Annotated in this window: 14 protein-coding genes and 2 tRNA genes; 10 read left to right on the top strand and 6 right to left on the bottom strand. The window is 56.7% G+C overall.

Annotated features, from left to right (window positions below; all coding sequences use genetic code 11):
- The first annotated feature begins 139 nt into the window (after window positions 1–139).
- The 4 genes from EDC26_RS16900 to EDC26_RS16885 are packed head-to-tail and all read left to right on the top strand — an operon-like array spanning window position 140 to window position 4,953.
- Window positions 140–1,501 carry a substrate-binding protein gene (locus EDC26_RS16900; protein ID WP_132584805.1) on the top strand — a complete coding sequence of 454 codons (1,362 nt, stop codon included), beginning with the start codon at window positions 140–142 and terminating at the stop codon, window positions 1,499–1,501.
- A 56-nt stretch (window positions 1,502–1,557) separates the two neighbouring features.
- The gene (locus tag EDC26_RS16895) at window positions 1,558–2,433 is read left to right on the top strand and encodes a branched-chain amino acid ABC transporter permease (RefSeq protein ID WP_132584803.1); all 876 of its coding nucleotides are present in this window, start codon (window positions 1,558–1,560) and stop codon (window positions 2,431–2,433) included.
- Window positions 2,430–4,262: a branched-chain amino acid ABC transporter ATP-binding protein/permease gene (locus tag EDC26_RS16890; RefSeq protein WP_132584801.1), complete on the top strand. Its 1,833-nt coding sequence runs from the start codon at window positions 2,430–2,432 to the stop codon at window positions 4,260–4,262. Before EDC26_RS16895 ends, EDC26_RS16890 begins: the two co-directional genes overlap by 4 nt.
- On the top strand, window positions 4,249–4,953 hold the full coding sequence (locus EDC26_RS16885; protein ID WP_132584799.1) for an ABC transporter ATP-binding protein: 705 nt from the start codon (window positions 4,249–4,251) through the stop codon (window positions 4,951–4,953). Before EDC26_RS16890 ends, EDC26_RS16885 begins: the two co-directional genes overlap by 14 nt.
- A 33-nt stretch (window positions 4,954–4,986) precedes the next feature.
- On the opposite strand, the gene EDC26_RS16880 is transcribed toward EDC26_RS16885, so the two are convergent.
- Entirely contained in the window at window positions 4,987–5,940 is a 954-nt protein-coding gene (locus EDC26_RS16880) for a ketopantoate reductase family protein (protein WP_132584797.1), read from the bottom strand.
- A gap of 170 nt (window positions 5,941–6,110) precedes the next feature.
- Between EDC26_RS16880 and EDC26_RS16875 the strand changes: the two genes are divergently transcribed.
- The 3 genes from EDC26_RS16875 to EDC26_RS16865 all read left to right on the top strand — a co-directional run bounded on the left by EDC26_RS16875 (window position 6,111) and on the right by EDC26_RS16865 (window position 8,352).
- Window positions 6,111–6,932: a PhzF family phenazine biosynthesis protein gene (locus EDC26_RS16875; protein WP_207915186.1), complete on the top strand. Its 822-nt coding sequence runs from the start codon at window positions 6,111–6,113 to the stop codon at window positions 6,930–6,932.
- Window positions 6,933–6,994: 62 nt separating this feature from the next.
- On the top strand, window positions 6,995–7,438 hold the full coding sequence (locus EDC26_RS16870; RefSeq protein ID WP_132584795.1) for a cupin domain-containing protein: 444 nt from the start codon (window positions 6,995–6,997) through the stop codon (window positions 7,436–7,438).
- 47 nt (window positions 7,439–7,485) lie between these two features.
- A complete protein-coding gene (locus EDC26_RS16865) occupies window positions 7,486–8,352 on the top strand; it encodes a c-type cytochrome (RefSeq protein WP_132584793.1) in 867 nt (288 codons plus the stop codon).
- Window positions 8,353–8,463: 111 nt separating this feature from the next.
- Here EDC26_RS16865 and EDC26_RS16860 read toward each other — a convergent pair.
- From EDC26_RS16860 to EDC26_RS16845, 4 genes are all read right to left on the bottom strand, one after another.
- A tRNA-Met gene (locus EDC26_RS16860) sits at window positions 8,464–8,540 on the bottom strand.
- A 566-nt stretch (window positions 8,541–9,106) separates the two neighbouring features.
- A complete protein-coding gene (locus tag EDC26_RS16855; RefSeq protein WP_132584791.1) occupies window positions 9,107–10,789 on the bottom strand; it encodes an FMN-binding glutamate synthase family protein in 1,683 nt (560 codons plus the stop codon).
- Between the two features lie 322 nt (window positions 10,790–11,111).
- A complete protein-coding gene (locus EDC26_RS16850) occupies window positions 11,112–12,341 on the bottom strand; it encodes a YeeE/YedE family protein (RefSeq protein ID WP_132584789.1) in 1,230 nt (409 codons plus the stop codon).
- A 132-nt stretch (window positions 12,342–12,473) separates the two neighbouring features.
- The gene (locus EDC26_RS16845) at window positions 12,474–13,778 is read right to left on the bottom strand and encodes an arsenic transporter (protein ID WP_132584787.1); all 1,305 of its coding nucleotides are present in this window, start codon (window positions 13,776–13,778) and stop codon (window positions 12,474–12,476) included.
- Window positions 13,779–13,911: 133 nt separating this feature from the next.
- Between EDC26_RS16845 and sugE the strand changes: the two genes are divergently transcribed.
- The 3 genes from sugE to EDC26_RS20180 are packed head-to-tail and all read left to right on the top strand — an operon-like array spanning window position 13,912 to window position 14,811.
- Entirely contained in the window at window positions 13,912–14,226 is a 315-nt protein-coding gene (gene sugE, locus EDC26_RS16840) for a quaternary ammonium compound efflux SMR transporter SugE (protein ID WP_132584785.1), read from the top strand.
- A 13-nt stretch (window positions 14,227–14,239) separates the two neighbouring features.
- Window positions 14,240–14,674: a GNAT family N-acetyltransferase gene (locus EDC26_RS16835; protein ID WP_243700965.1), complete on the top strand. Its 435-nt coding sequence runs from the start codon at window positions 14,240–14,242 to the stop codon at window positions 14,672–14,674.
- A complete protein-coding gene (locus EDC26_RS20180) occupies window positions 14,671–14,811 on the top strand; it encodes a hypothetical protein (protein ID WP_165931061.1) in 141 nt (46 codons plus the stop codon). The genes EDC26_RS16835 and EDC26_RS20180 overlap by 4 nt, the downstream gene beginning before the upstream one ends.
- Before the next feature lie 10 nt (window positions 14,812–14,821).
- Here the strand turns inward: EDC26_RS20180 and EDC26_RS16830 are convergent.
- Window positions 14,822–14,906: transfer RNA gene (locus EDC26_RS16830), tRNA-Leu, on the bottom strand.
- Between the last annotated feature and the right edge of the window lie 71 nt (window positions 14,907–14,977).

The following is a 14,977-nucleotide window of genomic DNA, read 5'->3' as shown; positions in this document are numbered from 1 at the left end:
GGTGCGCGCCCAAAGTGCGCATATTGTATGCAAGCCGACGAGCCTGTTCGCTTGCTGTTGTTGCACTGTTCTTTTGCCGGCTACCAAAACCGACATCAAGCTCGACGAGCAATTTTGTTTACACACAAAGGAGATCAGTATGGAAGATACAAAAAAGGGTCCCGGCAGCCAACAGGGCGGCATTGACCGTCGGTCGTTGCTGAAGATGGGGGCAGGGGCTGCCGGAGCGGCAATGTTGCCAGCCGTACCAGGTATGGCGTTGGCGGCCGATAAGTATCCGGCACTGGGCAATTACCCGGCCGGTGTAAGCGGTGATTCGGTTTTTGTGGGTCTGACTCTCGATTTGACCGGTCCATACTCCGCCGAGGGCGCAGACGAACAAAAAGGCTACGAGCTGGCCATTGAACAGCTCAATGCCGGTGCGGCTGAAATCAAAAAGATTTCACCGCTGACAAAAAAAGGCATCTTGGGTAAAACCGTGAAGTACGGCGTTATCGATGCTGAAACCAAGCCCAATTCTGCCGTTCAGGCTGCTACGCGCTTCATTCATGAAAACAAAGCCATGATGATTTCGGGCAGCGTGAGCAGCGCTGTGGCTATTGCCCTGCAAAAGGTCTGCAATCGCGAAAAAACCATTTACCTGGCGGCTATCAGCGGCTCCAATGAAACAACCGGGGTGGATTGCCAGCGTTACGGGTTCCGTCTGTGCTACTTCGCTTACACGGCAGCCAAGGCGATTTCGCCTGTATTGGCCAAATCCATGGGCAAGAATCGCAAGGCGGTATATCTGGTTCCCGATTACACCTATGGGCATACCACCTACGATTCGATGAAAGAGTTCACCGAAAAAGAAGGCTGGAAAACAATGGGCCAGCAGGTACACCCGCTGGGCGCCAAAGACTACAGCTCGTATTTGATCAACATCGCCAATAGCGGCGCCGATACCCTGGTTGTGATCGATTACGGTGCTGACGCCGCCAACTCGATCAAACAGGCCAAGCAGTTTGGCATTCTCGACAAAATGTCCTTGGTCGTCCCGTACATGGCGCCGTTTCTGGGTGAGGAGCTCGGGCCGGACGTCATCGAGGGTGTCTATGGCGCAACGGGCTTCTGGTGGACGCTGCAGGACAAATATCCGGTCGCCAAAGATTTCGTTACCGCGTTCGAGAAAAAATTCAATTCCAAGCCGCACGATTCGGCCTATATCGCTTACCTCAATACCGCTTTGTGGGCTGACGCCATCGAACGGGCGGGCACATTCTATGCCCCGGAAGTCATCAAGGCTTACGAAAAAGGCCAGAAGCGCGAAGGCCCCGTGGGCGAGGTGTGGTTCCGTGGCGAAGACCATCAGGGCGTCATCAATTTCCCCATTGTGCGCGGCAAGAAAAAGGCCGACATGAAAGACAAGTCCGATCTGTTCGAGATCGTCGCCGTTGTCGATGGGGCGTCTGTCATGCCTCCAGTGGGTCACTTTGGTTGCAAGCTAGGCTCGTACGTCTAAGACTATTCATATAAATAGTTAGTTCGACGTATATATAAAGGTAAGCGGGGGATTGAATGCCTAGCATGTCGTTGTTTTTATCGCAGCTATTTAACGGGCTCGCAACGGGCCTGTTGCTGGCTCTAATCAGTACTGGCTTGACAATTATTTACGGCACGCTGGGTGTTGTTAACTTTGCGCACGGGGCTCTGTTTGTAGTCGGGGCTTACGCGGGCTTTGCCACCTATGGCGCCACAGATTCGTTTGTGATCGCCATAGGGGTAGGCGCGCTGGCAGCGCTCGTGGTCGGCTTGATCATGGAGCGCGGCTTGGTGCGTCTGTTTTACGGGCGTCCGCCCGAAGATCAGATCCTGGTTACCTTCGGCATAGGCATTGTCCTGGTCGAGATCGTGCGCGGGATTTTTGGCGGCGTAAGCCTGTCGGTGCCTACGCCCCCATGGGGCCAGGGCATTGTGCATATCGGCTCCCTTATTTATCCCCTGTACCGACTCGAAGCGCTGGCTATTTCGGCCGGTACCTTGGTGGTGCTTTATTTTGTGCTGTATCGAACCAGCCTGGGTTTGATCGTGCGCGCGGGAATCGAAGATTCGCTGATGGTCAACATCCTTGGCATTAATGTCAAGCGTATTTTCCTGCTGGTGTTTGGCATCGGGGCCATGGCCGCGGGCTATGCCGGCGTGATCGATGCGCCTATTGTCACGCTGGCCCCCGATATGGGTTTTCGGGTTCTCGTTGATTCGTTTGTGGTGGTGGTCATCGGTGGCGTGGGGTCCTTCCCGGGCGCCATTATCGGGGGCATTATCGCGGGCGAAATTCTTAGTCTTACCTCTATGTTTGATCCTGCTTATTCCGATGTCATGTTGTTTGTTGCGATGGCGCTTGTGCTGATATTCCGTCCCCAAGGCATTATGGGACAGGAGGGGCGCGAATGATTTCGCACAATCGACCGGGCGCTTTATTGCGTCGGCAGATCCCCGAACTGGTGGTTGGAATCTGCCTGATCTTCGCTCCTTTCGTCCTGCCTTCCATAGGCATCGGCGCCGATCTCATGACCCGCATTCTTATCTGGGGCTTGTTCGGCCTGGGTTTCGATCTGCTGTTTGGCTATACCGGCTTGCTATCGTTTGGCCAGGCGGCTTTTTACGGTGTGGGCGGGTTTGTCACCGCTTACCTGCTGACCGGCGGGGCTGTGCCCATGCTGTTGGCCTTGCTTATTGGTACGTTGGTGGCGGTTGTGGCGGGTGTGGTGATCGGCTACCTCACCCTTCGTCGCACAGGCATTTATTTCGCCATGAGTACGCTGGCGTTTGGCGAAATGTTTTTCTTTCTTGAAAACTCATCGTTCAAAAGTTATACGGGCGGCGAAAACGGAATCGCCGGCGTGCCGCCTCCGGTTATCAATCTGGGCTTTACCACTTTGCATATATCCAGTGGCTGGCCCATGTATTGCTTCGTGGCCATATTCTTTTATGTGGGCTATCTCATCGCGCGCCGTATTGTGCGTTCGCCATTTGGCGCTGTGCTCAAGGCCATACGCGGCAATCCAAAACGTACCATTGCCCTGGGCCACTCCATCAACTACTACAAGCTTAGCGTTTTTGTGATTGCTGCCGCTTATGGCGGTTTGGCAGGTGGCTTGCTGGGCATTTTCCAGGCTTATATGCCCCCAGACGCTTTTGCCCTGGATACGTCTGCGCAACTGGTCATCCAGACGGTCATGGGCGGCGCGGGTACGCTATTGGGGCCGTTGCTGGGCGCTACGATCTGGTTGTACCTGTACGAAGGCTTGCAAAATATAGCGGGTGTGGGCGCGTACTGGAAATTGATTCTGGGTGTGATTTTCGTCATACTGGTTACCGTATTTCGCCACGGGGTGGCGGGCGCGCTCATCGCCGGCGCCAGGCGCTGGTTTACGTTCAAGCGTGAAGAAGTACTCGCGGAACAACCTGTACGTGCACCCCTTGCCATTGTTCCGGCCAAATCCCTGGGTGCCGATATGCCGGTGCTCGAGGCGCGCGGCATCAGCAAGCAGTATGGCGGCCTGGCTGCCGTCAACGATGTTTCGTTTTCGTTGAGGGAAGGCGAGCTGCGTGGTGTGATCGGCCCTAACGGTGCCGGAAAATCCACCTTCTTCAGCATGTTGGCGGGCGAGCTGCAAACCACGACAGGGCAAGTGTTCCTGCGCGGCGACGAGATCACCGGGGTAGGTGTGACCGCGGTGTGTCAGCTGGGCATGAGTAAAAGCTATCAGATCAATCAGTTGTTCGACGCCCTGACGGTTCGTCAGAACGCCATTATTCCCGTGTTGGCGCGGCGTCGTGGGCGCTTCAAGCCCGATATGCTGCGCGGCTTGCATCGTGTCGAAGGCTTGGCCGAGCAGGTTGATGCGGCCATCGCGTTGGTTGGTTTGTCGCATCGGGCGGATTCGCTTGTGTCTGAACTGCCTTATGGCGAAAAGCGGCGCCTTGAAATTGGCCTGGCGCTTGCCACTGGCGCGAACGTCCTGCTGTTCGACGAGCCACTGGCTGGCCTGGGACCGGAAGAGCGCGTTCATGTGGTGGCGTTGCTTAAATCAATACGCAAGGGCCGCAGCATGGTGATCGTCGAGCACGATATGGACGCGATGTTCGAGCTGGCCGAACGCATTACCGTGCTTTACGAAGGCCGCAAGCTGGCGGAAGGCACTCCCGATGAAATTCGGGCCAATTCCGCTGTACAGGCAGCGTATCTCGGAGGGATGGACGAGCATGAGTCTGCTTGAAGTTGAAAAGATCAATAGTTATTACGGGGATTCCCATATTCTCTTTGATGTGTCGATGCGCGTCGAAGAGAACGAGGTCATTGCTTTGCTGGGGCGCAACGGTGCGGGCAAAAGCACCACGCTCAAGTCCTTGATGGGGGTCGTCAAGCCCAAGAGCGGGGTTATTCGCCATAAAGGCGTCGAAGTGCAGCATATGCTGCCCCACGAGCTGGCCGCGCGCGGCATACAGCTGGTACCCGAAGAACGGCGTGTATTCGGCTCCATCAGTGTGCACGAGAATCTGCAGTTGGCGGCCATGTCGGCCCCGGATCCTATGTCACTCGACGCCATCTACGAAACTTTTCCGCGGCTGGCCGAACGGCGCAAGCATCGTGGCAAGGAACTGTCGGGTGGCGAGCAGCAAATGGTGGCGATTGCCCGGGCCATGATACGCAACGCCGGCCTTATTTTGCTCGACGAGCCTTTCGAAGGGTTGGCTCCACTTATCGTGCGCGACCTGATGCTGGTGTGTCGCAAACTGGCCGACGACGGTCATACGATTGTGATTGTCGAGCAAAACGTGCGCGCTGCCTTGTCGTTCGCGCATCGTTGCTACATTATCAATAATGGGCACGTGGTGTACGAGGGCACCCCTGAACAGCTCCAGTATGAGAACAGCGTCATTGAAAAATACCTGGGCGTAAAGGTTTAGGCGCCAAGGGCATCAGGGCCCAATGGTCATCGGTCATGATGCTTCTTGTGCGTGATCCAGTGTTCTCTTGGTGCCGGCCGCATACAGGGCAAGAATATTGCACACTGCGCTGTTGGCGGGCGTCGGTATGTTTTTCTCGCGCCCGAGTTGCACCACGCCGCCGCTTAGCCAATCCACTTCCAGAGGGTTGCCGCTTTTAAGGTCGTGGTGCATCGACGAGTCCATATTGCCAGGCAAGGTACTGGCAAAGGCAAGACGGTCATCAGCGAAGCCTTCGGGCAGGGCGACGCCATGAGCGCGGCCGACCGCTACAACTTCACGCATTACCTGCAGCATGAAGGCGCGACTTTGGGTATTGTCGAGAATGGGGCCGAGCGGCGAGCGCATTGATGTGGTCGTAGCCGATAGCCCCACCAGCAAAACGTATTTTTCCCAGATGGATCGGCGCACATCCGTGCTTAGCTCGGAGGTAATTCCCGCACGCAATAATGCTTTGTGCAGAAACTCGGCACGGGCCGATTTGTGGCCGTCATATTCGCCCAGCACAATCCGCTGCATCGTGCCTATCTGGTGAATGGCGCCGGGCCTCGAAATATAGGCGCCCACATAGGCCACGCCGCCCATTATGGCCGCTGTGCCATATGCGCGACGCAAAATGTCGTCTTTGATGACACCGTTTTGCAGCGACAATATTCCGGTGTTCGGCCCCACCAGCGGCTTGATCAATTGTGCCGCCGATTCGGTATCCCACAGCTTTACCGAGAGAATCACGAGATCAACCTGTCCCAATGTCGTTGGGTCATCGGTCGCCTGCACTTTCGGCAAACGAGTCTCGCCTTGTGTTTCGTTTTCGATCACCAGGCCGCGTTCGCGCATTGCAGCCAGGTGCGCGCCGCGAGCAATGAAACTGACGTCAAAGCCTGCCTGTGCGAGTTTTCCGCCAAAAAAGCCGCCAACTCCGCCAGACCCCATCATCGCTATTTTCACAATCTATCCTTTACCTGATTATTGACTATTTTTACCGCAATTGAGCGCCCCGTAAAAACCGGGAAGCGCTATCGGTTTGGTGTGCTTCATATTACACTTCTTGGGATTGGCCGGACTGCTCCGAAAAATCCCGGCCCATAGGGAAATCGAACTTTAAACCGAAGGATTCAATGAAGCTTGTCATTCATCAAATCGATGCCTTTACCGATGAAGTCTTTAAAGGCAATTATGCCGCCATCGTGCCGCTTCAGAAGTGGTTGCCCGACGCCGTGATGCAGTCGATAGCTACTGAGAACAACGTGTCCGAAACGGCATTTTTCGTGCGTGGCGGCCAGGCCGTGTTCGAAATACGGTGGTTCTCGCCAATCAAGGAAATTGATTTTTGCGGGCACGCAACGCTTGCCAGCGCGTATGTGATATTTAACGAAAATAAAGATGTCGCTGCCATTGAGTTTTCCGCCAAGGCCGTGGGCAGCCTGTCGGTTGTCAAGTTGGCCGGGGGGTTGATAGAAATGAGTTTTCCACGGCGCAGCCCGGAACGGTTGGAAACGGCACCGGCAAGCCTGCTTGAGGGCTTGTCCATTCAGCCGCATGAGGTTTTAAAAAACCAGCAGGCCTATTTTGCGGTTTATGAGAAAGAGCAAGACGTCAGGGATGTCGTGCCGCGACTGCAGAAACTGGTGGAGCTGGGTCCATTGGATGTGGTGGTGACGGCTCCGGGGCTGCAGCATGATTTCGTTTCACGTTATTTTTGGCCGGCCAATGGTGGGGAGGAAGACCCGGTCACAGGTTCCATACACGCGGGCCTTGCTCCGTTTTGGGCCGACAGGCTTGGGAAGGCGAATCTTGTCGCGTTGCAGGCGTCGCGCCGCGGCGGGTTGCTGAGGTGCCGTGTGGCGGACGACCGTGTTTATGTTTCCGGCTCGGCCGTGCAGTACATGAAGGGAACGATTGACATACCGGCAGCAAGCCTAGGTCGTTTTAACCATTGACGTCCGGGAGGAAAAGCCTAGAATCACCCTGAACAAAAATGTCGTGCCGAAAGGAGCCCACCATGCAAAGTTCTACAGACGAGCAGGAAGTCATCCGGCTTGGTCAGTTGGAAATCCGTTATTTGCTTGACGGCTGTGCCGCAGGCAGCCACAGTCGCCTGGGTTCCTTCGAATTGACTGTGCCGCCCAACGCGAATGTGCCGCCGCCGCACAGCCATGCGGATAACGATGAGTTCGTCTATGTGCTTGACGGAACGTTGCGTTATTCGGTCAATGAAACTACCCGCGACTTGGGGCCCGGGGACTCTATGTTCACTCCGCGCGGCGCGGTGCATGCTTTCAACAATCCACATGGCAAAACCGCTCGGGCGCTGATTATGCAAACGCCGGACATCGGCCCGCAATACTTTCGCGATATCAAGGCCGTAATCGACGCGGGCGGCCCACCCGACAAGGTCAAACTACTCGAAGTCATGACGCGCTACGGGCTTACGCTGTCGGCGTGACGCCAGGCCATTGGATTTTTTCGACAAATCAATAAGGGAGAAATAAATTGCGGACATTCTTGCGGGTCGCCTTGTGCATTGTGTTGGCGGGCCAGGGCGCAGCGAGCTGGGCGCAGGACGATGCGCTTCTGATGCGGGGAAAATACCTGATGGAAGGCGTGGTGGCTTGCGCCAACTGTCATATTGCGCGAGACGACAAAGGCCAGCCGCTGTTCGATAAAGGCCTGTCGGGCGGCATGTTCTTTGATGATGCCGCTTTCAAGGCGTACGCGCCAAACATTACTCCGGACCCCGAAACGGGGATAGGCAAGTGGACCGATGCGCAACTTGCCAAGGCGATTCGTGAAGGCATACGGCCTGATGGAACGCTGATCGGGCCGCCGATGCCCGTTCCGTTCTATCGAAACCTGTCCGACTCGGACCTGGCCGCCATTATTGCCTACCTGAAAGCCCAGCCCGCCATAAAACATCAGGTAAAGAAATCAAGTTACAACATACCATTGCCTCCCAATTATGGTCCGCCGGTAGCGCACGTTGATTTGCCTGCAACGACAAATACCCTGAAGTATGGCGAATATCTCGCCAATATTGGTCACTGCATGGACTGCCACACGCCGCGCAATAACAAAGGTATGCTGGTTACGGCGCGTCTGGGGGCGGGCGGCCAGGTAATCAAGTGGCCGGCGGGTGGCGAAGCGGTTACGCCCAACCTGACTCCCGATGAAAGCGGGCTCAAGAGCTGGAGTGACGCACAGATTGCGCGCGCAATTCGCGATGGAGTCGACAAGAGCGGCACCCATCTGAAACGCATCATGGCGTTTGACTGGTACCAGAATATTGATGACTCGGATATGAAGGCATTGATAACCTATCTCCGGTCGCTGAAGCCCGAGCCATTTGCGTATGCAAAATAGGTAAGAATTCGGTATGTCGGGTTGTTCCCGCCTGGATCAGCGGCGAAATAAAAACGCCAACCTTGGGAAAGGTTGGCGAAATTAATTGCTTGGTACGGCATAAGAAAATTCTGGTGGCGCATCCCTGATTCGAACAGGGGACCTGCGGATTATGATTCCGTCGCTCTAACCGGCTGAGCTAATGCGCCAAAGCGCAAAACTATACCATAATTTACTCACCACGTGTGCTAGCAAGGCAGGGTGAGCCAGGGGAGGACGATGCCATTCAGGCAGGCTTGCGTACCACGGCCCGATGGTATTTGTTATACGATGGTGTGGAATATTAAAGGCCCCGCCTTTTGGCAGGGCCCTACTGCCGGGATGGCAGTGAACACTGCCAGGAAGCAGTGTTAAATGCACTATCGTTGACGATAGTTGAACTGCCAGTGCGGCAGTGATTCAACGATAATCCTAATCAGAAAACTTGACAACTCAGGGCAAATACCAATTTTGTAACCCTCCTGGGAGAGCCGCCGACAGTCTTATTGGAGCTTCGATGAAACGTATCCTATTTTGTGTATCAGTGATGCTGGCGTTGCTGACCGCCTGCGCTATTCAGCCCTCTTCATCCGATAGCGCAGCGGATGGAACATCCAGTGCCTCGCCGCGTTCCGGGGTCGAATTTTACGGGACAATAGATGCGGGAGTCGGGACGCAGCGTATTTCGCGCTAGTGGTCGAGGCGGCACCAGAGGTGGCGCAAACCGCTCGGCCTGTTACGCAGGCTCTTCGATCGCCTCTGTATTGTTTGGGACAGGTGCGGCGGCGTTGCCCGACAACGCGGCGCTTAGGCTGTAGGTGGGCGCAAAGGATTCGGCCTGGGCCATGGGCCACGCTACCCTGAATATCGTTTGCCTGAATTTGCCCTTTAGCAATTCGCCTTTTTCAAGATCGGGGAACAAGGCGGAGAGCACACGCACTTCGCCGCTGGCTATGCGCCGGGCAATGTGGTGGGGGCGCAGGTCGCAGGGGTGTTCCAGGCCGGCCGCGCCCAGCAGTTCGCCGAGCGCTTTTAATGTATTTTCATGAAAGTGGGCGACGCGCACCGATTTATCGGTGACCACCAGGGCTTCTTGTCGCTTCGGGTCTTGAGTCGTCACACCGGTGGGGCAGTTGCCCGTGTGGCAAGTCTGGGCCTGGATGCAGCCGATGGCAAACATGAACGCGCGTGCGCTGTTGCACCAGTCGGCGCCCATGGCCATGGTGCGTGCCATGTCGAAGGCACTGATGATCTTGCCCGAAGCCCCTAGCTTGATACGTTCGCGCAGGCCGATGCCGACCAAGGTATTGTGTACCAGGCGCAGGCCTTCGCGCAGAGGCGTTCCCACATGGTCGACAAATTCGATGGGGGCGGCGCCCGTGCCGCCTTCGGCGCCGTCGACCACGATAAAGTCGGGGGTAATGCCTGTCTTGAGCATCGCCTTGGCAATAGCGAACCATTCCCACGGGTGGCCTACGCACAGTTTGAATCCAACGGGCTTGCCGCCACAGAGAGTGCGCAGGCGCGCGATAAATTCCATGAGCTCGATAGGCGTGCTAAAGGCGCTGTGTTTGGCTGGAGAGTTGCAGTCCTGCCAGGCAGCGACGCCTCGGGCGGCAGCGATCTCGGGTGTTACTTTGGCTCCGGGCAAAATGCCGCCATGCCCGGGTTTGGCGCCTTGCGACAGTTTGATTTCAATCATTTTGATATTGTCTTGCGTGGCGCGCTCGGCAAAGGCCTGTTCCGAAAATTGGCCGTGCTCGTCGCGGCAACCGAAATACCCTGAGCCGATATTCCAGATCAGCCCGCCGCCGTGGGCAATGTGGTAGCGGCTGACGCCGCCCTCACCGGTGTCGTGAGCAAAATTGCCCAGCAAAGCACCTTTGTTCAGCGCCATGACGGCGTTGGCCGACAAGGCGCCAAAGCTCATGGCCGAGATATTCAGTACCGAGAGGGAAACGGGTTGGGCGCAATCGGGGCCGCCAACCGTGATGCGGAAGTCGCTGTTCTCGGGATGCGCCGGATCCATGGAGTGGTTGATCCATTCGTAGTCTGTACCGTACACGTCGCGTTGGGTGCCAAAGGGGCGTTTGTCGACCTGCTGTTTGGCCCGTTGATACACCAGCGAGCGGTCCGCGCGTGAAAATGGCAATTGCTGGGTATCGTCTTCCAGGAAGTATTGGCGGATTTCGGGGCGAATCGCCTCAAAGATGAAGCGCAGATTGCCTATGACTGGATAATTGCGGCGGATGGCGTGGTGAGTTTGCCTGAGGTCGGTGATGCCCAGTGCGGTGAGAGCCGCGAATACGGCGGTGGGTATCAACCACCAGCCGCTGGCGGCCAGCGTCAGAAACGCGGTAATCAGTGTTCCGAATATGGCCAGATAAAAAGCGGTATAGCGTGTAAGCAGACGGTTCATGACTTGATCCTGATGTTTCTTTGCCATGAACCATACCAGAGCCCGCCCCTGGGTGCATTAGTTTTTGATGCGGCTAAAGTGTGGATCTGTTTTTGTTTGCGTTGTTCCGTTTGTTGGCGATTTGGCAGCCGCAGGGGTTGCCGCTACAGAAGCGCGCTCGTTGACCGTTATGGCACCCACAAGGGGTGCCGCTACAAAACCTGCGTTTCCGCTACAACTGCGTTTCCGCTACAAATACGTGGCCGTTGTTCATGTGGCGGCACCCCTTGTGGGTGCCACACGAATACAAAGGCGCGACACCTTTATAGGCGCCGCCTCCGGCTTAGCAACCGCTCGGGCGCGGGGTTTTTTCTACGGCCAGGCCGAACAATGGACGCAGGCGTACGCCCAGAATGCTGCCGGCAAAAGCGCTGGGCAGCCATATCCAGGCGTGCAGGCTGCCGGAAATCATACCGCTGAAATAAGCACCGATATTGCAGCCCCAACCCAGGCGGGCGCCGAACCCCAGCATCAGGCCGCCGAGTATGGCGGCAACCAGCGAACCCAGCGGGATTTTCCAGATAGGCGCGAAACGGCCGGCCAGCGACGCGGCAGCCAGCGCACCCAGCATAATGCCGATATCCATGACGGTGGTGACATCCTGGCGAACGGGGGCGAACAGGGTGTTCTGGTCGTTCGCCCAGTATTGCCAGAATGCGACGTCGGTGCCGGCCGCGTCGAGCGCCTTGGCGCCCCATAAGGTGAACGCCGATGTGATGCCCCAGGGGCGGCCGGACAGCGCCAGGGTAGCGAAATTAAGAAGCACGAGCGCTACGGCGCCCCAGACGAGCGGCCATGGGCCGCGGATAAGTTGCCAGAATGGGGTGCGCGGGCTGTCTGCCTGTTTAACGAGCGCGCCGTGGCGGCGTTTTTCAACCAGGGTGGTAAGCCAATAGATCAGGGTGAATACGGCCAGGTTGGCGACCAGGGCGGCAGGCCAGCCCCAGGCCAGGACAAGCGACGTAGGCGGAAGAGAAGGCAGGGTAGCCCACCAAGTGAAATTAACGGTGGCCAGCACCGAGCCGCCGACAAAGCCGAGCAGGGTGACGATCATGCGGGTGCTGCCCCCGCCCACGGCAAACAGGGTGCCCGATGCGCAGCCCCCGCCTAACTGCATGCCTACGCCAAAGATGAATGCGCCGATGACCACGGAGAGGCTGGCGGGAGCGACGATGCCTGATACGTGTTGGCCAAACAGACTGCCTTGAGCCAGACAGGGGAAAAACAGGACTACGCCTAAAGCCAGCATGATCATTTGTGCACGCAAACCGGCGCCGCGGCCGTCGGAGACAAAGACGCGCCATGCCTGCGTGAAACCGAACGACGCATGGTAGAGCGTGACGCCCAGCAGCGCACCTACAAGCCATAACGAACTTTGACGCCAGCCGACTTCGTGATTCAGATAGTTGGCCCCGATGGCCAGCAGGGCCAACGATACGATTAGCGGCAGGTAATTGACGCGAGCGGGCAAGCTGGGCGCAGTGGGATTTAGCCTGGAGACTAGGGTATTCATCGTTCGATGTCTGAAAAGGAGGTGAAACCGCTAAACTCTGAAACCAGAGTCTAGCGTCTGGCGGCCTGTTCGAGAACAAATGGTTAGGTATTCTTTTATAACCAATAGATATATAGATGTGGGTAATCCAAGCTAATGGATAAACTGCAACCGCAGCGCCAAGGCTATCAGTGTCGCCAATAGCACCGGCACCGTCAGTACGATACCGGTGCGAAAGTAAGCGCCCCAGCCGATTTTTATCCCTCGACGCGCCAGCACGTGCAGCCAAAGCAAGGTGGCCAGGCTGCCGATAGGGGTGATCTTGGGGCCCAGATCGCTGCCGATAATATTTGCGTAAATCATGGCCTGATGGACGAGATCGGGTGCGTGACTGTCTTGTATCGACAACATGCCCAGCAGTACGCCAGGCAGGTTGTTGGTGATGGACGACAAAAACGCCGCGACGACTCCGGTGCCTAGTGTGGCCATCCACAGCCCCGAGTCGGCAAAAAACTGGAACAGGTTCGACAGCCATAGAATGAGCCCGGCGTTGCGTAGCGCCAGCACGATTAAATACATGCCCATCGAAAAGAAGACGACGTTCCAGGGAGCAAGACGCAGCAGCCGGCGTGTGCCGATAATATGGTTTCGGCCGGCGACGACCAGTAAAACCAGAGCGCCGGCGCCGGCAATGACACTGGTGGGAATAGAGAAGCGCCCCAGCGTGAAGAATCCGGCCAACGTCAGGAGCAGCACCACCCACCCCGTATGAAAGGTGAGGCGGTCGCGTATTCCTGCGGCGGGGTCGGGCAGGGTGCTGACGGGATAGCGGCCTGGAATGTCCTTCTTGAAATAGAGCCCCAGCACGATCAGGCTCGCGACGATCGCGATGGCGTTGACCGGCACCATCACGGCTGCGTAGCTGCGAAAGCCGATTCCGAAATAATCGGCCGATAAAATATTGACCAGGTTGGATATGCTCAAGGGCAAACTGGCGGCATCGGCGATAAAGCCGGCCGAGATGACAAAGGCAAAGAGGCTCGCGCCTGAGAAGCCCAGCGCGAGCAGGATCTCGATAACGATGGGTGTCAGGATCAGCGCGGCCCCGTCATTGGTCAGCAGCCCCGAGATGCCCGCTCCGAACAGCGTTATCAGTATGAGCAGGGTCATCCCGCTGCCGCGTGACCATCGCACGACGTGCAGCGCGAACCATTTGAAAAAGCCTGCTTCATCCAGAATGGTATTGGTGATAATGATCGCGATCAGGGTGGCCGTCGCGTTCCAGACAATACGCCAGATTTCGGCGATATCGCTGCGATGGATCAGGCCCAGCGCCAGGCAGATGGCCGCGCCTCCCAGTGCGCTCCAGCCTATGCCTAGCCCTCGGGGTTGCCGGATCACCAGAAACAGGGTGCCGGCGAAAACGACCAGAGCGGCGATAGCGGGAATCACGGGCATGGGAACGGCGGGCAACGGTCAGGGAGGAGGAAGGGGTCGATAGTAGTAGAATCGTAGCGTTTTCGAAAGTGGGGACGACCTCACTGCTTCGGCGATTAGTGGGGACGGCCCCTGGCAATTGGAGATTTATCGTATGCCCTGGCTGATTCTTGTTATTGCGGGCTTGTTCGAAGTAGGTTGGGCCATAGGCCTGAAGTACACCGAAGGATTTACGCGCTTGTGGCCGACTGTCGGCACGGTTTTGGCCATGACCATCAGCGTGGTCTTGCTGGGAATTGCAATGAGATCATTGCCCGTGGGCTCGGCTTATGCCGTATGGGTGGGCGTGGGTGCGGTAGGAACGGTGATCCTGGGCATTATCCTGTTTGGCGACTCGGCCAGTCTTCCCAGACTGATCAGTGTGGCTTTCATCATCGTCGGGATCATCGGGCTTAAGCTGGCCAGTTGAAAAGGAGCATGCCTTGACTGGGCAAATCAGAATAGTGGTGGGCGATTGGAATTTGTGCAAAGGGCCCGCCATGGCTATACGCTATGAGGTATTCGTAGAAGAGCAGCGGGTACCGCCCGAGCTGGAAATGGACCACGAAGATGCGCATTGCGTGCATGCGGTGGCTTATGACGAGCTTGGCGCACCCATAGGCACGGGTCGTTTGCTGCGCGATGCGCATATTGGCCGCATGGCTGTGCGCGCGCCGTATCGTGGCGCGGGTGTGGGGTCTCGCCTGTTGACGGCACTGGTTGACGAGGCGAAAGCCCGCAACTATCCCGAAGTTGTTTTATTGGCGCAGGTTCATGCCCGTGCTTTCTATGAAGCGCACCACTTTGTGGCCGAAGGCGAGCCCTGCATGGAAGCCGGCATCTTGCACATCACCATGCGCCGGGCATTGACGGCTTGATTCAAACTATTGAATCTCTTGCCGAGCCATTTTTCGGCTTTGCTGCAGCCCTGAAAACAAAGGCCGCCAAGACGATGTCTTGCGGCCTGTTGTTGCAACCACCGGTTTTCATTGAGGCATATATGAATATGCTTTAAAATCATTGGGTGGTGCCCAGGAGAGGACTCGAACCTCCACACCTTGCGGCACATGGACCTGAACCATGCGCGTCTACCAATTCCGCCACCTGGGCCCAACGCTTTGGTTTGATCCAAATCGCTAAGAGGCGCTAGTATAGCTTATATTTTAATAAACGGAAATTTA

Source organism: Paralcaligenes ureilyticus (assembly GCF_004346225.1).
Lineage (GTDB): Bacteria > Pseudomonadota > Gammaproteobacteria > Burkholderiales > Burkholderiaceae_B > Paralcaligenes > Paralcaligenes ureilyticus.
The sequence above is the reverse complement of the archived record's forward strand: the minus strand, read 5'-3'. Positions and strand labels throughout refer to the sequence as shown.

Coding starts and splice junctions, on each gene's coding strand:
- EDC26_RS16900 (WP_132584805.1), top strand. CDS start 140: ATGGAAGATACAAAAAAGGGTCCCGGCAGCCAACAGGGCGGCATTGAC.
- EDC26_RS16895 (WP_132584803.1), top strand. CDS start 1,558: ATGCCTAGCATGTCGTTGTTTTTATCGCAGCTATTTAACGGGCTCGCA.
- EDC26_RS16890 (WP_132584801.1), top strand. CDS start 2,430: ATGATTTCGCACAATCGACCGGGCGCTTTATTGCGTCGGCAGATCCCC.
- EDC26_RS16885 (WP_132584799.1), top strand. CDS start 4,249: ATGAGTCTGCTTGAAGTTGAAAAGATCAATAGTTATTACGGGGATTCC.
- EDC26_RS16875 (WP_207915186.1), top strand. CDS start 6,111: ATGAAGCTTGTCATTCATCAAATCGATGCCTTTACCGATGAAGTCTTT.
- EDC26_RS16870 (WP_132584795.1), top strand. CDS start 6,995: ATGCAAAGTTCTACAGACGAGCAGGAAGTCATCCGGCTTGGTCAGTTG.
- EDC26_RS16855 (WP_132584791.1), bottom strand. CDS start 10,789: ATGAACCGTCTGCTTACACGCTATACCGCTTTTTATCTGGCCATATTC.
- EDC26_RS16850 (WP_132584789.1), bottom strand. CDS start 12,341: ATGAATACCCTAGTCTCCAGGCTAAATCCCACTGCGCCCAGCTTGCCC.
- EDC26_RS16845 (WP_132584787.1), bottom strand. CDS start 13,778: ATGCCCGTGATTCCCGCTATCGCCGCTCTGGTCGTTTTCGCCGGCACC.
- sugE (WP_132584785.1), top strand. CDS start 13,912: ATGCCCTGGCTGATTCTTGTTATTGCGGGCTTGTTCGAAGTAGGTTGG.